General features: G+C 43.5%; 20 protein-coding genes. 9 read left to right on the top strand and 11 right to left on the bottom strand.

What is annotated here, in order from left to right:
- Positions 1-10: 10 nt before the first annotated feature.
- The 4 genes from hemH to FTU19_RS02915 all read right to left on the bottom strand — a co-directional run bounded on the left by hemH (position 11) and on the right by FTU19_RS02915 (position 3,773).
- Positions 11-1,024, bottom strand: a complete 1,014-nt coding sequence (hemH, locus tag FTU19_RS02900) for a ferrochelatase (RefSeq protein ID WP_180018230.1) — start codon at positions 1,022-1,024, stop codon at positions 11-13.
- A gap of 65 nt (positions 1,025-1,089) precedes the next feature.
- Positions 1,090-2,118 carry a DUF4062 domain-containing protein gene (locus tag FTU19_RS02905; protein ID WP_180018228.1) on the bottom strand — a complete coding sequence of 343 codons (1,029 nt, stop codon included), beginning with the start codon at positions 2,116-2,118 and terminating at the stop codon, positions 1,090-1,092.
- A 115-nt stretch (positions 2,119-2,233) separates the two neighbouring features.
- Complete coding sequence (murI, locus tag FTU19_RS02910; protein WP_166138033.1) at positions 2,234-3,112, bottom strand: glutamate racemase; 879 nt, start codon at positions 3,110-3,112, stop codon at positions 2,234-2,236.
- A 49-nt stretch (positions 3,113-3,161) separates the two neighbouring features.
- A complete protein-coding gene (locus FTU19_RS02915) occupies positions 3,162-3,773 on the bottom strand; it encodes a DUF1285 domain-containing protein (protein ID WP_159123934.1) in 612 nt (203 codons plus the stop codon).
- A 187-nt stretch (positions 3,774-3,960) separates the two neighbouring features.
- Here FTU19_RS02915 and FTU19_RS02920 point away from each other — a divergent pair, with 187 nt between their 5' ends.
- Complete coding sequence (locus FTU19_RS02920) at positions 3,961-5,673, top strand: electron transfer flavoprotein-ubiquinone oxidoreductase (protein ID WP_005232462.1); 1,713 nt, start codon at positions 3,961-3,963, stop codon at positions 5,671-5,673.
- A 110-nt stretch (positions 5,674-5,783) separates the two neighbouring features.
- Here FTU19_RS02920 and FTU19_RS02925 read toward each other — a convergent pair whose 3' ends face one another.
- From FTU19_RS02925 to tusA, 4 genes are all read right to left on the bottom strand, one after another.
- Complete coding sequence (locus tag FTU19_RS02925; RefSeq protein ID WP_166134832.1) at positions 5,784-6,212, bottom strand: hypothetical protein; 429 nt, start codon at positions 6,210-6,212, stop codon at positions 5,784-5,786.
- Positions 6,213-6,230: 18 nt separating this feature from the next.
- Entirely contained in the window at positions 6,231-7,349 is a 1,119-nt protein-coding gene (locus tag FTU19_RS02930) for a hypothetical protein (RefSeq protein ID WP_179991989.1), read from the bottom strand.
- Positions 7,346-10,135, bottom strand: a complete 2,790-nt coding sequence (locus tag FTU19_RS02935; RefSeq protein WP_180025244.1) for a type VI secretion system Vgr family protein — start codon at positions 10,133-10,135, stop codon at positions 7,346-7,348. The genes FTU19_RS02930 and FTU19_RS02935 overlap by 4 nt, the downstream gene beginning before the upstream one ends.
- A gap of 244 nt (positions 10,136-10,379) precedes the next feature.
- Complete coding sequence (gene tusA / locus FTU19_RS02940; protein WP_004781744.1) at positions 10,380-10,640, bottom strand: sulfurtransferase TusA; 261 nt, start codon at positions 10,638-10,640, stop codon at positions 10,380-10,382.
- 201 nt (positions 10,641-10,841) lie between these two features.
- On the opposite strand from tusA, the gene FTU19_RS02945 reads away from it, so the two are divergent.
- Positions 10,842-11,681 (top strand): HlyC/CorC family transporter, encoded by an 840-nt coding sequence (locus tag FTU19_RS02945; RefSeq protein ID WP_004781742.1) that lies wholly within the window; start codon positions 10,842-10,844, stop codon positions 11,679-11,681.
- Positions 11,678-13,237 carry an apolipoprotein N-acyltransferase gene (lnt, locus tag FTU19_RS02950; RefSeq protein WP_159123415.1) on the top strand — a complete coding sequence of 520 codons (1,560 nt, stop codon included), beginning with the start codon at positions 11,678-11,680 and terminating at the stop codon, positions 13,235-13,237. The genes FTU19_RS02945 and lnt overlap by 4 nt, the downstream gene beginning before the upstream one ends.
- A 93-nt stretch (positions 13,238-13,330) precedes the next feature.
- Here the strand turns inward: lnt and FTU19_RS02955 are convergent, their stop codons facing one another.
- The 3 genes from FTU19_RS02955 to gspF form a co-directional block, all read right to left on the bottom strand.
- Positions 13,331-13,666 (bottom strand): hypothetical protein, encoded by a 336-nt coding sequence (locus FTU19_RS02955; RefSeq protein WP_034705833.1) that lies wholly within the window; start codon positions 13,664-13,666, stop codon positions 13,331-13,333.
- 284 nt (positions 13,667-13,950) lie between these two features.
- Positions 13,951-14,448, bottom strand: coding sequence for a type II secretion system major pseudopilin GspG (gspG, locus tag FTU19_RS02960; protein WP_218945565.1), 498 nt, complete (start codon positions 14,446-14,448; stop codon positions 13,951-13,953).
- A 70-nt stretch (positions 14,449-14,518) separates the two neighbouring features.
- Entirely contained in the window at positions 14,519-15,724 is a 1,206-nt protein-coding gene (gspF, locus tag FTU19_RS02965) for a type II secretion system inner membrane protein GspF (protein WP_034705070.1), read from the bottom strand.
- 149 nt (positions 15,725-15,873) lie between these two features.
- Here gspF and FTU19_RS02970 point away from each other — a divergent pair, with 149 nt between their 5' ends.
- From FTU19_RS02970 to FTU19_RS02995, 6 genes are all read left to right on the top strand, one after another.
- Positions 15,874-18,096 (top strand): primosomal protein N', encoded by a 2,223-nt coding sequence (locus tag FTU19_RS02970; protein ID WP_180018224.1) that lies wholly within the window; start codon positions 15,874-15,876, stop codon positions 18,094-18,096.
- Between the two features lie 73 nt (positions 18,097-18,169).
- A complete protein-coding gene (locus FTU19_RS02975) occupies positions 18,170-20,026 on the top strand; it encodes a cation:proton antiporter (protein ID WP_180018221.1) in 1,857 nt (618 codons plus the stop codon).
- A gap of 50 nt (positions 20,027-20,076) precedes the next feature.
- Entirely contained in the window at positions 20,077-20,952 is an 876-nt protein-coding gene (gene hslO / locus FTU19_RS02980) for an Hsp33 family molecular chaperone HslO (protein ID WP_004781734.1), read from the top strand.
- 217 nt (positions 20,953-21,169) lie between these two features.
- Positions 21,170-21,619 carry a DUF2147 domain-containing protein gene (locus FTU19_RS02985; protein WP_180025243.1) on the top strand — a complete coding sequence of 150 codons (450 nt, stop codon included), beginning with the start codon at positions 21,170-21,172 and terminating at the stop codon, positions 21,617-21,619.
- A gap of 277 nt (positions 21,620-21,896) precedes the next feature.
- Complete coding sequence (locus tag FTU19_RS02990) at positions 21,897-22,358, top strand: DUF2147 domain-containing protein (protein WP_180025242.1); 462 nt, start codon at positions 21,897-21,899, stop codon at positions 22,356-22,358.
- A 187-nt stretch (positions 22,359-22,545) separates the two neighbouring features.
- Positions 22,546-23,007: a DUF2147 domain-containing protein gene (locus tag FTU19_RS02995; RefSeq protein ID WP_180025241.1), complete on the top strand. Its 462-nt coding sequence runs from the start codon at positions 22,546-22,548 to the stop codon at positions 23,005-23,007.
- The last annotated feature ends 275 nt before the right edge of the window (positions 23,008-23,282 follow it).

Here is a 23,282-nt window from a genome sequence, read left to right on the forward strand (position 1 = left end):
CCTCAAAAGATTAATGGGCAAGCGTCTGATTCAATGCTTCAAGATTAGCCTGTAACAGCGTATTGAGCAATTGCACATGATCTTCACGGTTGTTCAAAGCCGGAATATAACTGTAGCTTTCCCCGCCATTGGCCTTGAAGGTCTCCCCATTTTCCATAGCCAGCTCTTCCAGTGTTTCTAAACAGTCAGCCGAGAAAGCCGGACTCATCACCTGAATTGATTTCACGCCCTGTTTGCCCCACTCTTCAATTAAGGCATCCGTATAAGGCTTAACCCACTCCTGTTTACCAAACCGGGACTGGAAACTAATTGCATACTGATCTTCAGATAGACCTAAGGCTTCTGCAACCAGTTTGCCTGTGATCCGGCAACGATCCGCATAGGGATCACCTTTATCGGCATAGGGTTGCGGGATACCATGAAATGACATCAACAGTTTTTCCGGCTGGCCATGAATCGCCTGATAATCCCGAACACTTTGCGCCAGTGAATGAATAAATAAAGGATGCTGAAAATAATCGCGGATAATCGACAAACCAGGTAAATTGCGCTGTTTCAATACCCATTTTGCGACTGCATCATACAGAGGTGCGGTAGAGGTCGCTGAATACTGGGGAAATAACGGAAACAGAATAATGTGATCTTGCGGTTGAACCGAAATCTGATCAAGGACAGCCTGAATATTGGGATTGCCATAGGTCATGGCAGGCACCACATTCAGTTCAAATTGCGGATATTGTTCAATGAGTTTAGCCTTTACTTGACTCACCTGCTGCAGCAGAATCTCACGCATCGGTGAATCCTGGTCCCAGACCTGTGCATAGGCACGGGAAACCCGCTTAGGACGGAACGGTAAAATAAATAAACGCAGGATGAGTTGCCAGATTGGCTTGGGAATTTCAATGACACGCTGATCAGATAAAAATTGCTTCAGGAAATCGCGTACTGCTGACACAGTCGGTGCATCAGGTGTACCTAAATTTGCCAATATAATCGTAACTTTCGGTTTAGCTGTAGAAAACATGCAGTACGCCCGTCGTAGTATCAACCCGCTTACTTTAACAGCTTTTTACTTATTCTCTATATGGATTAATACACTGACTTATATTGAAAAGTACGATCTTTATCCAGCAAGTTACTGTCTAGCAGCTTCTGTGCCTTAGGCGTAATCTGCCAAAGCAGACGTTGGCGGTCATCACGGCCCGACGGTATAATCCAGTCATTCTGGCGCATTTGCAATTTCAGGCTATGCAGGGCACGGATATTAATCTGGGCACGGGCTACAGCATGCGCGCGCGGCATTTCCGCTCGTGCATCTGCCAGACCGGTTTCATTCAAATACTCATTCATACGCTTGGAGAAAAATTCCTCCGGCGTTGGATTAATGAATGTAGAACCAAGAATAGCCAGCAATTGTGCCCAGGTCAGTCTTTTCTGAACTTTCAGCTCTTTAAAGTTACCATCCTGATAAGCATGCATACGGTATTCGAAAGAGAAAACTTCATGCATAGACACTTTCGGCAGGCTCAGGAAAGGATCCACTTCACGTGTCCCCCCATCGCGTTCCAGTTGGGCTACTTTGGCTTTGAGCTGGTCAATCTCGTCATGCAAGGCTTGAGTATTCTGCGGTCGTACCCAGCCACTTACCGGATAACGTTCCAGCATTTGCGGCATGTTCAAACGTACCGCCATTTCCAGATCACGCAAGGTGCGATAGCAAAAGACCTGATCAGCTTCCTGCTGCAATAACTGACGAAATTCTTTAAATTTTTCTTGTAATTCAGGTTTCGTATCGTGCAATGAAGGATCACGTGAAGCCGGATCTTCATGCATAAATACAATAATCGGTTTCTGCTTGGTCACAGCATAAATATATTCCAGGTGCATATAACCCACACCGGAAACCGACTGCTCACCATACTGGCTACCCAGCAGAATCACCACATAATCACAGTCATCAATCTGGCGACGCGCAAATGCAGTATTTAAAGGAGTGCGTTGTTCCAGCCCCCAGGAAAAGAAACCCATGCCGACCAAAGTTTGTGACAAGATGATCCGCTCTGGCTGCATTTCTGCACCAGAGGTGGAGATAAACACCTGATAACGTTTATCGAGCATTGATTATCCTCTTTTACTGCACATTGATCTGGCCAGCTACACCCTGCCCTGACACAATATGACGACCCCAGTATAAAAATATATCTTTGAAAATTATAAGATGAGTGACGGTCGCCTAGCTGACTTCTGTCTCCATATTGCTGACCTGCCATTTAATATCGGCTGGAATCAGATGCCCTAAAATCGGCTGGAGCTGTTCAGCATTTTGACCACTAACCACAAGTCGGATTTTCAGACTGTCCTTGCACTCATGTTCAAATAATAACCCATTTTTGATCAAAATTCGGGCCGTTTGTCTCGCAACCGCGAATCCTGAGTCAATTAATGTCAGCTTTTGACCAAAAATATACTGAATTGACGATTTTAGGAAGGGGTAATGTGTACATCCTAGCACTAAATAATCAGCACCCTGATCAACAACCGGTTGTAAAATCTGAGTTAATGTCGCCAGACACTCAGGACTCATCTGCTGACCGGCTTCTACAAAAGGCACCAGATCCAGACAGGTCACCGGAATTACTTTGACCTGTGCCGGCTCGGCAAAACGGGTCATGACATCCTTAATCAGCTGGCCACGAAAGGTTGCAGGTGTGGCCAGAACGGCCACCGTTTTGGATTGGGTATTGAGGACTGCAGGTTTGAGCGCTGGCACCAGTCCAATGATAGGAAAGTTTTCACCATAATGCTCACGTAAATAATCCAGGCTAAATGCAGAAGCGGTATTACAGGCAACGACTGCAACTTTACAGCCTTCACGATACAGCCATTCAATCGCTCGCGCAGTTAGGTCACGGATTTCCTGATCTTTACGGGGCCCATAAGGTACGTAAGCCGTGTCGGCATAATAAACAAAGCGTTCATTGGGCAAATACCGGGCAATTTCCAAAGCAACCGACAACCCTCCCACACCAGAATCAAAAATCCCGATAGGTGCATCAGCACTGGCTTTAGGCATGGGATCTACTAAGGGATAAATCGGTTGGATAGCGCTCATAACGTTGCTAGTTGCTTGTTTCAAATGACCTTGCGACAAAGCTTAAACCTCAGGTGCTTAAATGCAAGTCTAAATCACCACTTTTCAAGCTTAAAACCGTCTCTCCAGCAGCATTTTCACCAAGCTCGCCCATCTCCACCAGATGTAAAAAAGCAGCCCGCTGAATAAGCGCATTGATTCCAAAACGCACATGCACATAAGGGCGCAATTCATCCTGATACTGACGCATAAAGATAGGATGTTCGCTATCGACAATAATGATGTCCTGAGTCGTGGTGGTCAGTTGCAGGTAAGTCCTGCCTTCAATCTTGACCTGATCGACCTGATTTACAAACAGAGGTTCATCTTCGACCTCGATTTCAATCATTTCAACCGGCGTCTTTAGATAGAATTTTCCTTCTTCTTTCCAGAGTACCGTGGAAAACAGGTCTATCATCGGCTGACGCTTGATCAATTGACCTTCGTGCCACCATTCTCCATTGGCCAAAACCTTGAGATCCATTGCGCCACAATGCTTTGGCTGCCATTGATCCAAAGGCGGGATTGACCTTTTGTGACTGCCCTGTGCATCTTTTAAGTATTGTGCGATATCCATTAAATTTTTATCATCGCTAGAAGCTACTTTTTTCGTCGGATTTTTATCGGGTGCTGACTTATTCATATAAAGAAGACCTTAATGACGGAAAAATAATATGTTTCAGCCAATTGGCTTAACCTGGGTTTAAAACTATACTAGCCCAGATGCTTAAAGACACTACTATTTTTGTGTCTAGGAATTCAGAACACTCATGGCAGCACCCAATCATCCGATTATGGTTGCCACCGAATAGAAATATGAGGAGTCCTACATGGAACACATCGAACGTGAATCGATGGAGTTTGACGTTGTGATCGTAGGTGCGGGTCCTGCCGGCCTGTCTGCTGCAATCAAGATCCGTCAACTTGCAATTGAAAACAATTTAAATGATCTGTCCGTTTGTGTCGTAGAAAAAGGCTCCGAAGTCGGTGCACATATTCTTTCGGGTGCTGTGCTTGAACCACGTGCCATGAACGAACTATTCCCGAACTGGAAAGAAGAAGGTGCACCTTTAAATGTGCCAGTGACAGAAGACAAAACTTTCTTCCTTCTTTCAGATGAAAAATCACAAGAAGCACCGCACTGGATGGTGCCTAAAACTATGCATAACGATGGTAACTACGTGATCTCACTGGGTAACGTGGTGCGCTGGTTAGGCCAGAAAGCCGAAGAGCTGGAAGTATCGATCTTCCCGGGCTTTGCTGCTTCTGAAATTCTGTATCATGAAGATGGTACGGTGAAAGGTATCCAAACCGGTGACATGGGTATTGGTAAAGATGGCGAACCGACGCATAACTTTGCGCCGGGTTATGAGCTGCATGCCAAATACACCATCTTTGCAGAAGGCTGTCGCGGTCATTTAGGTAAACGTCTGATCCAGAAATTCAACCTGGACAAAGATGCTGATCCGCAGCACTACGGTATCGGGATTAAAGAACTCTGGGAAATTGATCCAGCGAAACACAAACCAGGTCTGGTAATGCACGGTGCAGGCTGGCCTTTATCTGAAACCGGTTCTTCAGGTGGCTGGTGGTTATACCACGCTGAAAATAACCAGGTGACATTAGGCATGATCGTGGATCTTTCTTATGAAAATCCACACATGTATCCATTCATGGAAATGCAGCGCTGGAAAACCCATCCACTGATCAAACAGTATCTGGAAGGTGGTAAACGTATTTCTTATGGTGCGCGTGCCGTGACCAAAGGTGGTTTTAACTCCCTGCCGAAATTCACCTTCCCGGGTGGTTCTTTAATCGGTGATGATGCAGGCTTCCTGAACTTTGCCAAGATCAAAGGCTCACACACTGCCATGAAATCAGGCATGTTGTGTGGTGAAGCAGTCTTTGAAGCGATTGCTGCCGGGGTAGAAAAAGGCGGTGATCTGGCGATTGCACGTGTGACCGAAGGCGAAGACTTCTTCGTGAAAGAACTCACATCTTATACAGACAAGTTCAACAACAGCTGGCTGAAAGAAGAGCTATATAGCGCACGTAACTTTGGCCCGGCAATGCACAAGTTTGGTCAATGGATGGGTGGAGCATTTAACTTCATCGACCAGAACGTGTTTAAAGTTCCATTCACCCTGCATGACCTAGTGCCAGACTTTAAAACTCTGAAAACAGTCGATGCCGTGAACTTCAAGCCGAACTATCCAAAACCGGATGGCAAGCTAACCTTTGACCGCCTGTCTTCTGTGTTTGTATCGAATACGGTGCATGAAGAAAACCAGCCAGCGCATTTAAAACTGACCGATGCTTCGATTCCAGTAGATGTGAACCTGCCGAAATGGGATGAGCCTGCACAGCGCTACTGCCCGGCGGGTGTGTATGAAATAATGGAAAATGATGACGGTTCAAAACGCTTCCAGATCAATGCAGCGAACTGTGTGCACTGCAAGACCTGTGACATCAAAGATCCTTCCCAGAATATCACCTGGGTAACACCGGAAGGTGGCGGTGGTCCGAACTACCCTAATATGTAATGCTTAATTAGCTTGCATAAGCCTCTAAAATAATTAATTATTTTAGAGGCTTTTTTATATTTATAAGATTATGAAATACGCATCATTTAATTTTTTTGTACAAGAAAAAATTAGTATTTAATAGATTTAAATATTTTATCTGCATCATGGCGCTGCCAAATATGGAATAGGCTGTTATGGGTACAATTCATAGCTTTTAATATTTCTTCTTGGGTTTGAATTGAGTTGTAACCATCTAATTTTTTATTAAGAACCTCAAAAAATAATTTATCAGTATTATTTAATTCATTCGGTATATCAATAATGTCTTTTATTGTTTGCACAGTCCAGATTGGTTGAGGGAGTAAATCTTCCCCATAAACCATAATAGATATCCTTACTATGTCTATATAAGGTATTTTTATTATTACATCATCTATATTTACGCCCACAATCTGATCATGCTCTAAGCTAAAATTTTTAATTTTAGTTTTATAATTACTCGTATCTAAATTTTTATTAGCTTCTTTTCTTACTAACCTTTTTAAAAACTTAAACATACAGGCTACCTACTGGAATTAAAATAAAGTCCATTCTGTAAAAGCTTCCAACTCTTCATCATAAGCTTCAACTAATTTATATGCTCCATACCCTCCCGCTAGACCGCCAATTATTACACCTACTGTTGAACATATGGGAGACCCGGGGCCACAAATTCCTCCTGCAATAGCACCACCCACAGCGCCAGCTGCCACTCCTGAGCCTATGGTTGCGGCTTCTTTATAAAATTCCTTTTCTTTATTCTCAGCTGAAAAAATCTCATACCAAGCATAGGAAATTGAAATAACGACAATTACTCTGCCTAGTGGTTTCATATACTTTGCTGCTTTATCAAAAGTTCCATGGGATGCCCCTGATCCTTTAACTACACTATAAAAAACTTTATTTTTATCTGCTGTTGAAAGCGCCTGAAAATATGAATTTCTTGTACCTGTTGATGCTTTTACATAATGATCTAAGGTTTGTCTTGACTGATCTTTCAGTCTTTTCCATTTATCAGGATCTTTTAATTTCAATGCATAATATTCTAAGAATTGATCTAAGCTTTTAGCCGCTATTTTTTCTTTTTGTGATACTGCTAACGCGATTGGAGAATTCTTTTTCCTGGTCTGTTCTAAGATATCATTTCTTAATGTATGAGCCTCTTTCGAAGCATCTTTTACAGTCATTCTTCCATTTTCAACATCCTTTAAGTAATCATGACTCATTTTTTTAATTGCTTTCATATAAGCAATTCTTAAGGAGCTATCATGATCTAAAAAGTTATTACTAAAGTAAAGTGCTGTACCATGTAAGGCTTCAAGTGCTATTTCTAATTCATTTTTAACTTTAACAGGTACTTTATTTGATTCTGCTTGTTTTGTTGTACCTGTAGTTGATTTTAATTTATATATCGATTTATTAAATTCGCCATTTTCTAGTGCGGGAACACGCACTCTGGCAATTTTTGAATTATTTAAAATTAACTCTACAAAGATTAAATCTAATTTATTGCAACTATAGATTTTGGTACAACCATTCGGATCAATTTTTCCTCCATAACTTTTTTGAGTTGTCGTATTTAGTAAGGTATAGCTTAATTTTGATAAAAGGTCTTTATTATCACAGGATACTTTTAAACGAGCCGTATAAGTCATTCTTCTAACTCCGATATCTCTGCATCATATTTATGCACCATAACCGTATATTTTTCTTCCTTATTTTTTGAGGTAATTCTAATAATTCCATCTTTGGGAACCTCTCCTGTTCGTACATTCCCCTTAGAATCAATAAGACTAAAAATTGGAGAGCTTTCTAATAATTTATTGTTTATTTTATGTCGCACATCGAACTCTAAAATATAGGAACTATTATGTGAGGCAGGAAGATAGGGAATATCATGCATTACCTTTTCTCCTGATAAAAATTGATGCTGCCCTGCCTTCATCTCAAACTGACCACCCGTCATCGGCAAAATTCCGGCACTACTGATCTCAACTTGAGAACCGCCCGCAGTTAAAACAATTTCCTTCGCTGCTGTAATTTCGATCTGATCTTCAGTGGAGATAGTTTTGATACCTTTGCGTGCAATAATATCCATCCCATCATTTTGCGCCTGTAGTTCAACTTTGCCTTTTGCGGCATAAGCTCTTAAGCCTTGTTGGGCTGCAAACAGACTGACTTTAGAAGAGGCATGCCCAATAATATTTTTCTGCGAACTTAAATTAATACTGTCCGCTGACTGGTGGCTAATTTGACCCTCCGCAGACAAATGAATATCCTGCTGGGTACTCAGCGCAATGGATTTTGGTGCTGTCAGAATCATAATTGCCTGTTTAAAGGCAGCTGCCTTGTCTTGATCTTGCTGTTCAATTTTCTCAATAAAGCTTTTTAAATTTTCAAAGATTTCAAGCGGATCAGTTTGCTGGTTTTTAGCAACATCACTTAGCGCCTGGCTCATCTGCAAGCCTGATTCAAGCTGGCTTTTCGCTGGTTCAGCATCCATATGTGAACCGTCTGCGGCTTGCTGTTTATGAGCCGAAATCAATAACCCTTTACCTGCACGGACTGCACCCCATTGGTCAGTTCTAAGTTCAAAGCCTTCACCCCGTCCTTCATTTTCAGCCTGTTCTTTTGAATAACTTAAGTTACCCAGATTGAGCTGACTGGCAGCTTGACTACTATGTAACTGTATACTGATCTGGCCAGTCGTATCATCAAAACGTAACTGGTTAAAGCCTTGCCCCTGTACTTCTTGCGAGCGAATACCACTGAGTTTTTTGGTATCTGGTAGTTGTCCTTTTTGATCAAACTTCGTCGGAGAACGTTGGCCTTCATGAATCCGACCTACCACAAAAGGCCGATCAATATTGCCATCAAAAAAGTCGACGACCACAATTTCACCAATGCGTGGCAAGAAACGGACCCCATAACCTATACCTGCCCACGGGGTCAGAACATCTACCCAGGCTGAATCTGTATCACTGTCATTGCTGCCTGCGCCACCATCGTGAGCATGGTCATCCGGACGAGTGAACAGAAAACGGATTTTGATCCGCCCCCATTCATCCACATAAATTTCTTCATCTTCTGGCCCGACTACCTTGGCGCATTGCGGATAGGCCTGTGGCCGCTGCAATAAAGGTTGATACTCAGGAACCAAGTGAATATGGCGACGTTGCAAGACTAGCTGGTTGGCCTGACGCTCACCTGCGTCCTTGGATTCTGTCATCTGCCAACAGCTTTGCTGAATTAAAGCATGAACCTGCTCATTTAAGTCTTTAGGCAAATTATTTTGGTTATAAAATTTCCTAGAGATGATTAAAAATTCTTTATCTACTGCTGGATGCTGGTCAATTTCAGGATGCTGATCCAGCCGAAACCAGTAACCCACTTGGGCATCACGTACCGTGGATGTTGCTAAAAATTGTTTGGCCTGTGCATCATAGAAATGCTGCAAATTTTGGTTTATTTTCTCGATTTGTGCATCCGAGGCTAGAGTTGCCTGATCTGCATGCCTGAGATCAGTGATCCATGCCGGACTGATGTTCCAGCCTTGTTCCAATGCCAGGCTGGCATTATCCTGAACCTGACTCTGCTGGTGCTTGCTTTGTACTGAACCTATGCCTTCTTCCTGATTCAAGCGACCGGCATGCCAGCGCTGGATATGTACAGCGGTCGGCTGCAACTGTCGTTCTGCAATAAAACTGGTCATGCTATCTTCTTGTTCAGTAGCACTGGAACGATGGAAACGGATCGCTCTGCGGCTTAAAGCTTGGTAGTGGCTATTATCATCAACTAATCTAAGCTTTTGCGCTGCAATCTGTGCAGATGAATGTACAACTATAAGCTCAGACTCATCAATCAGCCAGTTAATCCCTTCACTACGCCATAAACGGGTTAAAAAGTCATAGTCGCTTTCATTCAACTGCATAGTAAAAGGACACACATCATAAGTTTGCTGCAAACCGGATAAATCCAGCTTAAGTGCAGCCGCAAATAATGGACTCTTACCCTGCCATTCTTTGAATAAGATTTCAGTAATCTCTCGGACACTCTTGTCCATGAACACACGACTATTACGGCGTTTATGCCATAGCGACGTTGCATCTTCCAGGGTGAGTTTATAAAGCACTAATGCACCATCACTCTGTCCCTGAGTTGCTGCAGTAATAATTCCGGAACTGCGAAATAACTGTCCTTGATCCGTGACCTGATCTATCGCTACTTGAATTCCAATAAATTCTTTAAGGGGAATCAAGGCATTAGTCGACACACAAATCAGCTCAATTTTTAGTCCCTGATTCAGGACATGTTGGCCATCAATACGTTGCAGAAAAACTTCAGAATTAAGTTTTTGATGGGAAAACTGAACAAGCAAAGCACGCTTCTGTGCACTAAGACCCAATTGCTCTAATACTTGAGCGATATGATTTTTTATCATTTTTAATTGTTATAAATATTTTTGCGGCATTATAGTGAATTATTTATATCCAGCCTAGATTCATTGGTCTGGCCATGGTTCCGATTCATCACTGTAATTCTGGAAGAGGCTTGAATATCAAATTTTTATTTTCTGAAAGTCAGGAACTTCAAGCAGATCAAGTATTCAAAAAAAATAGCTTTCTTTTCATTTTAATCTTTCAACAATATGGGCAAATGAATCACTCATCTGCCCAAAAAATCTCTTAACCGCCTTTTTTCACCAGATAATGGAACTCTTTATTGCCATTTTCATCCAGACGCTCCTCTTGGAGTAGCAGTTCATGGCCGAGGTGCATGCAAAATTTTGGAATATCCCAAGAGGTCGAATTATCCGTAGCAAAAACTTCAACTACATCACCAGCTTTAGACTTACGGATGGCTTGATGCAACATCATGACTGGCTCAGGGCAGCGTAATCCACGGGTATTCAATTGCAGGCTTGGCGTAATTTCGGCTTCAGACATCGACAGACTCAGGAATTCAAGATCAGCCTTATTTTAGCATAAAGTGGCTATCGCATTGCAGCCCGCGCTTTGAACCAATTCACAAAACCATACTGACCCGCGCGATCAAGTCTGCGCAGCATAATTACAATAGACAAGCGTATTTTCTGCGGTATGATAAAATCACGTTTTTTTAGATATTAAGAGTCTTTAGGAAAGATCATGCACGAGGAATCAGGCCCGTCGTGGGGTATGCGCGGCTTACGTAAATGGCTGGGAACTGCACCCGAAACTCGCGACGAACTGCTAAAATTAGTACAAGATTCACGTCGATTTTTAGAACCCGATACTGTTGCAATGCTGGAAGGCGTATTGGATCTGCCAGCCACCAAAATTCGTGAAGTCATGACGCCAAGAACGTCCATGATTAGCTTGCAGGAAGATGACCAACTTCTGGAAATTCTGCATGTTTTAGTTGAATCTGCGCATTCGCGATTCCCTGTGTTCTCATCGGATCAACCGGATAATGTAGTTGGTATTTTACTGGCCAAAGATCTGCTTCCTTTCCTGACCGAGCCTTCTTCCAAAGTCGATATTCGTGCCTTGATGCGTCAGCCGCTGTTTGTGCCGGAAAGTGCACGTTCGGATCAGGTTCTACGTATGCTGAAAAATACCCAGACTCATATTGCGGTAGTGATTGATGAGTACGGTACAACTTCAGGTCTGGTGACCCTAGAAGATATTCTCGAAGAAATTGTGGGTGAAATTGAAGACGAACATGATATTGCGGATGAAGAAGCACAATATATTGTTCCGGATCAAGACCCGAAGACAGCCAATACCTGGGTAGTACAAGCGCTGACGCCAATCGAGCATTTTAACAATATGCTAGATGCCAATTTCTCCGATGATGAAGTTGAAACCATGGGCGGTTTGTTATTACAAGAAATTGGTCTGGTAAATGATTTGGAAGGTCAGACGATTGAACTGGAAAACTGGCAATTTACCATTCTTGAGGCAGATTCACGTTCTATTCGTTTAATTCGAGCTGTGCGCCAATGAGAGCATATTTCGATAAGCTATTAAATCCAGCCCAGCAGCAAAAGCAGCTAGCCTTAATTTATCCTGTATTGATTGCCTTATTTGCCGGCGCTATTTTTAGCCTGGCACTGGCACCTTATCATTACTGGTGGCTGGCGATTCTGTCTCCTGCTTTATTGTATGCTTGCGTCCGTGGTCGTAGTGCGAAACAGGCCTTTGGCATTGGCTGGGCTTATGGGATTGGATTGTGGTTTGTGGGTGCATTCTGGCTCTATACCTCTATTCATGTGTATGGCGATACCAGTTCTTTCCTGAGCGTAATCATGATCCTGATCATGGCGATTGTCATGGGACTGTTTACTGCGCTTCAGACTTTCATTTATCGTCGATTTTTCCCAGAAACACCTCTTACCTTCGCACCACTTTGGGTGATCTTTGAATGGGCCAAAACCTGGGTATTTACCGGTTTCCCATGGTTATTTGCAGGTTACGCTTTTACTGAGCTTTATCTGGATGCCTATGCGCCTTTATTTGGTGTATTTGGGGTGTCCTTTGTAGTGATTGTTCTGGCCTGTGCGCTGGTTGAAATCTTAAGTAAACGGGTCTTCTGGATCGTGCCTTCTGCACTCTTGTTATTGGGTGCCTGGGGTGCTGCACAACTGACTTTCGTGCAAGAAAAAAATGAAAAGCCGCTCACCGTTTCTCTGATCCAGGGCAATATTCCTCAGGACCTGAAATGGTTAACTGAATATCAGGTAAAAACTCTGCTGATCTATGCCAATCTGAGCAAGACTGAATGGGGACGTGACCTAATTGTCTGGCCAGAATCTTCGATTCCGATGTTCCAGACCGACATCGAACCTTTCTTGGATGCCATGAAAGTTCAGGCAGAAAAATCTGGAACAGCTTGGGTCACAGGTATTCCGTTCTGGGATCTGGCTGAGTCACAGGAAGCAGGCACGCCAAAATATTACAATAGCATCATGGCGACCGGTAATGAGTCGAGTGGTTTGTATAAGAAGCAGCGTCTGGTGCCTTTTGGGGAATATATTCCACTTTCTGGCGCACTCAGCTGGGTACTGCCAGCTCTGCAAAACGACCCTTCGGTGAGTGGTTTCTCGCGTGGTGCGGATATCCAGAAACCATTAAATGTGAAAAACCATCCTTTAGGTGCAGCGATTTGCTATGAAGTGGCTTATCCAAACCTGACTCGTCGTAATGCCAGCCAAAGCGATTTTCTGGTGACCGTATCTAATGATGCTTGGTTTACTGGCACTGCCGGTCCACAGCAACATTTACAGATGGTACAAATGCGGGCCAAGGAAAATGGTCGCTGGTTTATTCGTGCTACCAATACTGGGGTAACTGCGTTCATCGACCACAATGGCCATATTGTGAAACGTGCACCTATGGATAAAGAAGCTATACTCCGCGGTGAGCTACCCGCCATGCAGGGTGAAACGCTCTACATGAAACTCAGCGACTGGCCAGTGCTGATTTTCTCCGTATTGCTCTTATTACTAGGTTGGCGCTTCCGCCCACGTAAAGTGGATATCAGCTTTAAGTCTAGAAGATAGTTCTCTCAAAAGCCCCTCTTTTAAAAAGAGAGGGGCGATAAAAAACCGAGGTTCATGCCTCGTTTTTTATCTATATATTTATTAAGAATGTTATTAAAACTGGATCACCAGATAAGATAACATGCTCGCCAGTGACAACATTGGAATATAACGATAGATCTGTACAATACCGTTTTCAAATGCAGAAGCCTGTTCTTGTTTAAACTGCACGACAGATGCTTTTAATGCTGACCAGAAGCATAGTACGAATAAGGTACTCATCATGCTAATGGCAAAGAAACCCACCATAATCTGGCTGCTGCCTTCAGTGGTCTGCCATAAATGCAAAATTCCTTGGCTGGCTGGAAGAATGCTTAAAACCAAAAGAACAGATTTCAGCATCGACCAATGAAACTGGTTTATTTCATCCGACAATATTAATGCTTTCATACCATTCTCCTTTGGCTAAAAAAGGGCCATTAAGAATATTATGAGCTATTTTTTGTAAATAGAAAGTCTATATTTATTCACATTTTACGATAATTGTAATAGATAAATATGGGAATAATTCTTATTATAACTATCAAATCATCAATATTATAGTAATAGCATTAAATTCAGTTATTTATATTATATTTTATGATTGAGAGTTATTATCACTTCACCCAATATTGAAACAATCAATCAAGTGAAGTGATATATTCAATAACCTACTAATTTATAATAATTATCAGTTAAGGTTGGTAATAAATATCAGCATCAGTTCCTTCGCCACCCGCCTGTCCATCAGCACCAAAAGAATACAAGTCGAAGGCACGGCCGTTAGTTCCCGGAATCACGTATTGCAGGTCATTATCCCAGCTGTCTTTTGGATAACCACCTTTCACATAGCCGCCTGGGAGCCAGTTCTTCGCTGTTGCCGGCTGATTTACCAGCGCATCCAGACCACCTTCCTGCATGCTTGGATATTTGCCATTGTCCAGCTTATATTGATCCAGTGAACCCGCAATACTTTGCAATTTGATGACTGTGGTATCCACTTTAGCCTTTTCACCGCGTCCCATTACATTTGGAACAATTAGGGCCGCAAGCACACCGAGAATAACAATAACCACCATTACTTCAATCAGGGTAAAACCTGAGGCACGATGGGCACGTAACTGGCTCACACGTACGGTAGGTTTAACAGCTGTAGTTGAAGGGGCTTTGGCTTGATTTGGATTCCTTTTCATTCAATATCTCTCATTCATCTTTAGAAAGTTTCAGGCACTTTCAATTCTTCGTAGACGTTACACATGTTATTTAAATCATATTATTCATATTGACGATTGGCAGCATCACCGCGATCACAATTACCAGCACAATACTGGCCATGAGTACCAGCATCAGCGGCTCCAGAAGCGCAAGTAATGTCGAAATCAGTGTGGTCACTTCCCGATCCTGCATGGTCGATGCCCGTTCCAGCATACGATCCAGCTCCCCCGAGGCTTCACCACTTTTGATCATTTGTACCATCATCGGGGGGAAATAACCACTACGTTCCAGCTGGGTAGCCAGGTTCCCGCCTTCAGTGACTTTTTCAGCAGCCAAATTAACCGAATCCCGGATCACCCAGTTATTACTTACCGCTGCCCCGATGCGTAAGGCATCCACCAATGGCACACCAGACTGAGTCAGAATCGATAGAGTACTGGCAAAACGGGCAGCATTAATGCCACGTGATAATTTTCCGAATAAAGGTAGTTTCAGAGTCAGACGATCAAAAGCATAATGCCCAGCCGTTGTTCTTAAAAACCGTACCAGAAGAAAAATACCTACCGCACTCCCTATCAATAAAAATGGCCACGCGATCCGGATAAAATCGCTGGCTTTCATTAAAGTCACTGTAATCCAAGGCAAGGCATCTTTACTTTGATCAAAGGTCTTGACGATATCCGGTACTACATAGGTCATCAGGCCCATCACAATTGCAAAAGACATCAAGAGCAAAATAATCGGATAGATCATCGCCCCTTGAATCTTTTTCTGCATAGCAAAACGGTTTTCGGTATAGTCAGCTAACTGATCCAGAATCAGGTCCAAGTGACCAGAACGTTCACCAGCCGCAATGGTGGCAATATACAGCTCTGGAAAACGTCCAGACTGTTGTAGCGCCTGAGCCAAGCTATGTCCTTCCAGCACTTTAGAACGTACTGACATCAGCAGATTTTGCACATGAACTTTTTCGCTCTGCTTGCCGACGGCGCGAATGGCTTCTTCCAGCGGAATTGCGGCAGCGACCAGTACCGAGAGTTGTCGGGTCATAAGAGCCAAATCATAAGCAGTAATGCTTTTTTCAAACCATTTGCGACGGTAGTGCTGGTCTTTTTTCTCAACCGGATCTACAGAGACCGGAATCAGCGCCTGATCCCGAAGCTGTTGCCGGATTTGTCGTGCTGAATCCCCCTCAAGCACGCCTTTTTGCTGCTTCCCTGAAGCGTCAAGCGCAGTAAACTGATATGCAGGCATTGTAATGCTCTAATTTTCCAAAATTTTGCTTAACGCTGTTGCGTCAGACCATCAAAATCATTCATATTCTTCAATATAAATTATCTGCTCACTCTAACATAACTGAACTTTGAGCACGACGAAATTTCATCAGGACCCACTCTGTTACTATGCCAAATTCTGTTCCCGTTACTGCCCCTATTTATCGTGTTCGTGTTGCAGTGCCGGTGCATCTGTTTGACTGTTTTGACTATAGCTTGAGTCAGGAACAATATCAGCAGGCAGAAGTGGGTGCCCGAGTCGCGGTTTCTTTTGGCCGGCAAAATCTGGTCGGCGTGATTACTGAAAAATTACCGCTAGATGCTCCGATTGATCCCAGTTTCAAACTGAAAGCAATTACCGAGCTTTTAGATGACCGTGCCATTATCAATTCCCAGGTTTTAAGTGTATTGACCTGGTCAGCACAGTATTACCAGTTTCCTATCGGGGAAGTGATCCAGACTGCCTTGCCGACCTTATTGCGTCAGGGCAAACCTTATAACCTGCTGGCCCGAAACTGGAAATTGCTGGATCATGAGGCTGAAGCCAAGGTTCGCCGTTCCGAGAGGCAACAGGAAGCCTATCGGATTCTAAAACTACATCCGGTGGGAACAACTGAGAATCTCTTAAATCTGGCCGGAATAGAAACAGCGACTTTAAAAGCGCTCGAAAAAAAAGGGATTTGCGAATGTGTACTGGAAGCACAGGATTTTAGCCCGCAACCTGTACAACTGGCCCAGATGCCATTAACGGCCAATCCGGAACAAAAGCATGCGATTCAGCAAGTGCTGAAATACCGCAAGCAATATCAGGCCTTTTTACTTGATGGCCTGACTGGCAGCGGCAAAACTGAAGTCTATCTTCAGATCATGGAACAAGTACTTAAACAGGGCAAGCAGGTACTGGTACTAGTACCTGAAATCGGACTGACGCCACAAACGATTAGCCGCTTTCAGTCCCGTTTCCATTGTCATATTGCCCTGCTTCACTCTGGCCTGAATGACAGTAAACGCTTACAAGCCTGGCAAGCCGCTGAAACCGGTAAAGCTTCCATTGTGCTTGGCACCCGTTCTGCGATTTATACACCGATGCCGAATCTGGGTTTGATCATTCTGGATGAAGAGCATGACCTGTCTTTTAAACAGCAGGAAGGCTTTCGCTATCATGCCCGTGATGTGGCATTGTACCGGGGACATTTACAGCAATGTCCAGTCCTCTTGGGTTCGGCAACACCCAGCATTGACAGTTATGCACTGGTGCAGCAAGGTAAAATGCAGGTACTGGAACTGAATCAACGCGCGGGTACAGCGCTAATGCCGAAAATCCATATTCTGGATTTAAAAGTAGCGCCAAAGCAGCATGGCATCAGCCTGCATCTGATTGAAGAAATCAAAAAGCGCCTGGCTAAAAAAGAACAGGTACTCATTTTCCTGAATCGTCGTGGTTATGCGCCCGTACTGATTTGTGGCAGTTGTGGCTGGCAGGCGCAGTGTCCGAACTGTGATGCCAATTTCACTGTGCACCGGCAACCTTATCAACATCTGCATTGTCATCATTGCGGCACCATTCATCGTATGCCTGAACAGTGTCCGCAATGCCAGCATCAGGAGTTGGCCACTTTAGGCATGGGGACTGGAAAAGTTGAAGAACATCTGAATGAGCTTTTTCCAGATTTTGAAGTGATCCGGGTCGATCGCGACTCAACCAGCCGGGTCGGTAGTTGGCAAAAGATCTATGACAAGATTCAGAAAAGTGAGCCTGCGATTCTGCTCGGCACGCAGATGCTCGCCAAAGGCCATCATTTTCCTTATGTCACGCTGGTTGCAATTTTGGATATCGATTCTGGTCTTCTTAGCGTTGATTTCCGGGCCACAGAACGTACAGCACAATTGATCGTACAGGTCGCAGGTCGTGCAGGACGTGGGGAACATAAAGGGGATGTATATTTACAGACCCTAAGACCTGATCATGCGCTGCTGAATACCTTAGTCACTGAAAATTACCGCGCTTTTGCCAAGCAGACTTTGACCGAACGGCAAATCGCCCAGATGCCTCCTTTTCGTTATGCCGTGCTGATTCGCTGTGAATCCAAAGATCAGGCACAAAATACCGAATTCTTACAGAAACATGCTGCCCTGCTCAGGCAATATCCCGATCTGGTGCTGGACATCTGGGGTCCCATTCCTGCCCCGATGGAACGCAAAGCCGGACGCTATCAATCCCATATGGTGCTATTGTCCGCAGACCGTGCCCGTTTGCATTATTATGTCCGTAGCTGGTGGCAAAACCTGTTACAGGATAAGCCATCCAATATGAAGCTGACACTGGATATCGATCCACAAGAACTCAGCTAAAATATTGAGACCATCTTCATTTGATAAAGGCTCAACTTTAAGACTGGATGAAAATAAAATTTAAGGCGGAAAAATGTCGATACTGTTACAAATAGCGCTGGTTCTGGCGATTGCACTGTTCATGGTGCCACTGAGCCATAAACTCAGACTGCCAACAGTGCTGGGCTATTTACTGACAGGTTTAATCATTGGGTCGAGTGCCTTAGCGCTGATCTCTGCTCCTGAGGTGATGCAGACTTTTATTCAAATCAGCCTGTTGGCCCTAATGTTCTGGATTGGTCTGCAACTCAGACCACAACGAATTCTTCAGCTTGGGCAACCCCTGTGGTTTATGGCCATTTTACAGGTACTGAGCACGGCCCTGATTTTGAGCCTGCTGGCCTGGTTCTTTCTCGATCAGCATCTGGTTTCCAGCATTGTCATCGGACTGGCCGGCAGCCTCTCTGCCATGACGTTGGTGACCCAGTTTTTAAATAATCAGCAACAACTGGCGACCAGTTATGGTCAATCCGCTTATGCCAACACCCTGATTCATGCACTGATTGCAATTCCTATCATTGCAGCGATTCCGCTTTTTGCTGGGGTCAGTTCAACAGAACATGGCATAGCTTATTTTGCTGCCATGATGGCTACCTTTACTGGCTTATTTCTATGTAACCGCTATTTCATGCAGCCGCTCTATCGCTGGATTGCCAAAAGTGGTCGTCATGAATTGCATAGCATTGTTACCATTGTCATTTTCTTGGGCTTACTAGTCCTGATGGATACGCTGGGACTGAATCTGTACCTGGCAGCATTATTTTCCGGTATGTTACTGGCAGATTCTGATTTCCGGATTTCGATTGAAAAGAGTCTGCAGCCTTTTAGCGGTTTATTGATTGGGTTGGCTTTTATCAGTCTGGGCATGTCATTGCAGTTTGCCGATGTGCTGACGCAACCCGTATTGATTATTGCCGGAACACTTTCGCTGATCCTGATTAAATTTGCGATTACCTTAGGATTGGCACGTTATTATCAGCATAGTTGGCGCAACAGTACGCTACTGGCCGCCAGTGTGGCACAAAGTGGTGAGTTCGCTTTTCTGGCACTCATCATTGCGCTTTCGCAGCAGATCGTTACTCCAACCCTGCTCTCCCCATTGATGTGGATGGCAAGTTTATCCATGCTACTCACACCGGCATTTTACTGGTTATTGCATAACCAGATTCTGCCACGACTGGATCGGCAAAATCATTTGGCAGCGACCTTTGACATTGAAAGCCTTCCACCAAATACCACACCAATTTTATTAATCGGTTTTGGCCGTTTTGGCCAGATCATTGCCCGTATTTTGCTGCAACAGCAGCAAAAATTCAGTGTAATGGACAGCAATATCGAAGCAACTGAATTGCTGACCTCTTACGGTATTACCTTCTATCAGGCCAATGCGACTGAGCCAGAGGCTTTAGCTCAGGCACATCTGGATACGGTTCAGCATGTGATTGTCGCCATTGATGATATTGAAGATTCACTGCTGACCGTCCGACATCTGCGCTTAAATTATCCTGACATGTCTTTATGGGTACGGGCACGTAACCGGCATCATGTCCATTTACTTCAGGAGCTGGGCGTGGAACAAATCTGGCGAGAAACCTATGCTTCTGCACTAGAACTAAGTCAGTGTCTGCTAGTTCAGCTGAGCGGACTGTCTGAAGAACAGGCGCAACAAAAGATCCATGAGTTTCATACTCATGATCAGAAACTGCTCAATCGTCAATTTCATCCGGATACGGAGAGTCCGTTTAATTTCGCAGGCTCAAGGAATACACTGGCAGAACTGGAGCATCTTCTTGCTCAGGATCAGCTAAAAAAAGCACCAGAACAGGATACGGACACGCAACAGGACAACAACGCTTCAGGAATTGATGCCATAAGAGATGATCTGGCATAACTTGTGTTTTACAATAATGCCACCATTAAAGCAGGGTTATGGAGAATTTTATGTCTGATTTACGCCAACGCTTTTTTATTGAAGATAGCCCTGTTCGTGGTGAAGTGGTGCATCTTGAAGAAGCTTTACAAACAATTTTGGCCCAGCGTGACTATGCGCCTGCAGTAAAAATCCTGTTAGGTGAAATGCTGAGCGCCACTGCACTATTGGCCAGCACCCTGAAAATTAAAGGGCGTATCAGCCTACAAATTCAGGCTTCAGGCACATTTAAATGGGCAATGGCTGAATGTAACCATCGCGGTGAAGTACGTGCACTGGCGGATTACGAAGAAGATCCACACTTTCAGGCAGCAGAAGATAGCAGCACAGTTTTAAAATCACTGACTAATCCAGTGCTGTTTATCAATATCGAGCCTGAATTTGGTGAACGTTATCAGGGTATTGTTCCGCTTGATCAGGAAAATCTGGCTGGCTGTCTGATGCAATATTATGACCTGTCTGCCCAGATTCCGACACGTATCGTGCTGGCCAGTGACAACAACCGTGCAGGTGGTTTGCTGATTCAATTGCTACCGCGTAACAGTGAAGAAGAACAACGCCGTGTCGATGAAGACTTATGGCCACGTCTGACCATGCTGACTGAAACATTAAAAACAGAAGAACTGGTCACTCTGGAGGCCAATGAAATTCTCTATCGTTTATATAACGAAGAAGAAGTGCGCTTACCAGAAGTAGAACATTTGCAGTTTGGCTGTACCTGTTCTAAAGAACGTTGTGCGATTGCCTTACAGCAGATTGGTGTAGAATCGGTTCGTGAAACTTTAGAATTCCAGAATCCAATTGAGATGGACTGTCAGTTCTGTAATAGCCGTTATATTTTTACGGCTGAAGAAGCTTTGAGCCTGTTTGGTGAACACCTCAGTTAATAACAGCCCCTGCTCGACTCAAAAAAAGCACTCAATATTGAGTGCTTTTTTCATTTTATATTTTCATAAAATATTGACCAAAATTCCTCATAAAAAAAAGACAAATGTACTTAATTTCAAGCTTGCCTCATGATTAAAATTTGCACACCGATAGAATCAGAAGATCAACGGTATTTTCAAAGTAAAAAAATCAAAAAAAATAAGTGGAAGATTTTAAATGAAATTTCGATATTTAATGGGTGTGATGTTATGTGCTGCGCAGAGCTTCAGCTATGCAGCCGAAATCACGGGGACATGGAAAGCCATTGATGACAAAACGGGCTATGCGCGTGCTGATGTTGAAATCAGTAAACTCAATAATGGTACTTATCAGGGTAAAGTTGTTCGTATCCATGCCATTCCAAATCGTCCTGCACATACCCACTGTTCTAAATGTAAAGGCGCACTGAAAGACGTGCCTATTCTGGGTCTATCTGTCTTATCAGGTCTAAAACCAAATCCAGAAAAGAAAAATGAATTCGTTAATGGTTCAATTCTCGATCCACTAACCGGCAATATCTATAAAAGTAAGGCAACGCTGAATTCCCGAGGTAATGTGCTGACGCTTCGTGGCTATGTAGGTACACCCATGCTCGGACGAACAGTATCCTGGGTGAAAGTCGAATAAATCTCATTTTTTATAAATTCTCATCTGCAAGCTGTCTGGCCAGATCAAAGGCTTGGACAGCTTAAAATCATTATCTTTATCCCATTCCTTATCACGTAAATACTTACTCATTCTCATCATGCTGAATGAACGTAATTTTTAACTCATATTCATTTTTCTTAATTTAATGTGATTATTGACTGGTATTTAGTGGATTTTTCACGCTATATTAATCCCATAATTTTTTTATGCCTTTAAGAAGTTAAATATATTTTCAATAGCATGGGGTAATGTGGCAATGAGATTCAAACTGCTTTGTTCTATCATTCTTACAGCAGCAAGCACCATCAGTCTATCTGCTTTCGCCAACAGTGACCCATTACTTGGCCACTGGAAAACCATTGATGACCGTACTGGTTATTCCCTGGCAGATGTGGTGATTAGTAAGGATGCTCAGAATCACTATATTGCCAAAATTGTGCATGTTCGTGAGATTCCAGGGGCAGCTCGACAGCAGACTTGCACCCTATGCAAAGGCGCATTGAAGGATCAGCCGCTCATTGGACTGACGATGCTTAAGGGACTGAGTAGTCATCCCGAGCATAGCAATGAATTTATTAACGGCACTCTGCTCGACCCGGTTTCTGGACAGCTTTATCAGGCCCGTGCCCGCCTGAAAAATAATGGCAGGCATCTTACCATTCATAGTCGTGCTGAAGGTGCACCGGTCGGACGCAATATGACCTGGATTAAAAACTAGTTTCGAATTCAGATTATTAAGAAAAGCTCCTTAGGAGCTTTTTTATTTTAGGTCATGTGATAATTCACATGAATCTATTAATCTTATGCCAATCTCATCACACTTTGTGCTATTGATTTTGTTACATTTTATGAATAAATTAGAGTAATAAATCTAATACGAATAATCATTGATCAACAGGCATGTTATGAAGAAAATTTTAAGTCGCTTAATGATGGGGATCACATTGGCAACAGCAGCAGGTTTAAGCTTTGCTTTTGAAGATCCACTACTGGGGAAATGGAAGACTATCGATGATCAATCCGGTTATTCTCGTGCTGATGTCGAAATCCGTAAAAAACCAGATGGCAGCTATGAGGGAATTATCGTAGAAACCCGTAGCCTGCCAGGTGCAGAAAAACTGGGAATCTGTAGCAAATGTCCAGGACAGCTTAAGAATAAACCATTTATTGGCTTGCCATTTATCTGGGATTTTAAGGCAGACCCCAAAAAACCTCACGAATTCCATGATGGCAAGATACTTGATCCAATCAGCGGTAAAGTTTACAAAGGTAAAGCACGTTTAAGCGCCAATGGCAAACGCCTGACCCTGCGTGGTTACGTAGGCGTTTCGGTTATCGGACGCAGTGTTACCTGGATAAAATACTAATTTTTGTCAGTTTTCCATGCCCCTGTTTCAGGGGCTTTCTTAATGGTTATGATTTGAAACAATTAAGTACAAATAAAAACTGTTTCCCTTAGCCCAAACTCATAATAATGAATTGAAGACGGTTATTTTTTATTCACACAATGATCTATCTTCAGCTGCAATTCAATCTGCTACGGACTCTGGAACCTCTGGAACGGAGTATCCATGCAACAAGTATTCCTCAATTGATAGGTATGGGTAAATGTGTGTTGCAAACAGCGGATGGTTTGCAAATG

Source organism: Acinetobacter sp. YH12072 (assembly GCF_013419565.1).
Taxonomy (GTDB): Bacteria; Pseudomonadota; Gammaproteobacteria; order Pseudomonadales; family Moraxellaceae; genus Acinetobacter.

Coding starts and splice junctions, on each gene's coding strand:
- hemH (WP_180018230.1), bottom strand. CDS start 1,024: ATGTTTTCTACAGCTAAACCGAAAGTTACGATTATATTGGCAAATTTA.
- FTU19_RS02905 (WP_180018228.1), bottom strand. CDS start 2,118: ATGCTCGATAAACGTTATCAGGTGTTTATCTCCACCTCTGGTGCAGAA.
- murI (WP_166138033.1), bottom strand. CDS start 3,112: ATGAGCGCTATCCAACCGATTTATCCCTTAGTAGATCCCATGCCTAAA.
- FTU19_RS02915 (WP_159123934.1), bottom strand. CDS start 3,773: ATGAATAAGTCAGCACCCGATAAAAATCCGACGAAAAAAGTAGCTTCT.
- FTU19_RS02920 (WP_005232462.1), top strand. CDS start 3,961: ATGGAACACATCGAACGTGAATCGATGGAGTTTGACGTTGTGATCGTA.
- FTU19_RS02925 (WP_166134832.1), bottom strand. CDS start 6,212: ATGTTTAAGTTTTTAAAAAGGTTAGTAAGAAAAGAAGCTAATAAAAAT.
- FTU19_RS02930 (WP_179991989.1), bottom strand. CDS start 7,349: ATGACTTATACGGCTCGTTTAAAAGTATCCTGTGATAATAAAGACCTT.
- FTU19_RS02935 (WP_180025244.1), bottom strand. CDS start 10,135: ATGATAAAAAATCATATCGCTCAAGTATTAGAGCAATTGGGTCTTAGT.
- tusA (WP_004781744.1), bottom strand. CDS start 10,640: ATGTCTGAAGCCGAAATTACGCCAAGCCTGCAATTGAATACCCGTGGA.
- FTU19_RS02945 (WP_004781742.1), top strand. CDS start 10,842: ATGCACGAGGAATCAGGCCCGTCGTGGGGTATGCGCGGCTTACGTAAA.
- lnt (WP_159123415.1), top strand. CDS start 11,678: ATGAGAGCATATTTCGATAAGCTATTAAATCCAGCCCAGCAGCAAAAG.
- FTU19_RS02955 (WP_034705833.1), bottom strand. CDS start 13,666: ATGAAAGCATTAATATTGTCGGATGAAATAAACCAGTTTCATTGGTCG.
- gspG (WP_218945565.1), bottom strand. CDS start 14,448: ATGAAAAGGAATCCAAATCAAGCCAAAGCCCCTTCAACTACAGCTGTT.
- gspF (WP_034705070.1), bottom strand. CDS start 15,724: ATGCCTGCATATCAGTTTACTGCGCTTGACGCTTCAGGGAAGCAGCAA.
- FTU19_RS02970 (WP_180018224.1), top strand. CDS start 15,874: ATGCCAAATTCTGTTCCCGTTACTGCCCCTATTTATCGTGTTCGTGTT.
- FTU19_RS02975 (WP_180018221.1), top strand. CDS start 18,170: ATGTCGATACTGTTACAAATAGCGCTGGTTCTGGCGATTGCACTGTTC.
- hslO (WP_004781734.1), top strand. CDS start 20,077: ATGTCTGATTTACGCCAACGCTTTTTTATTGAAGATAGCCCTGTTCGT.
- FTU19_RS02985 (WP_180025243.1), top strand. CDS start 21,170: ATGAAATTTCGATATTTAATGGGTGTGATGTTATGTGCTGCGCAGAGC.
- FTU19_RS02990 (WP_180025242.1), top strand. CDS start 21,897: ATGAGATTCAAACTGCTTTGTTCTATCATTCTTACAGCAGCAAGCACC.
- FTU19_RS02995 (WP_180025241.1), top strand. CDS start 22,546: ATGAAGAAAATTTTAAGTCGCTTAATGATGGGGATCACATTGGCAACA.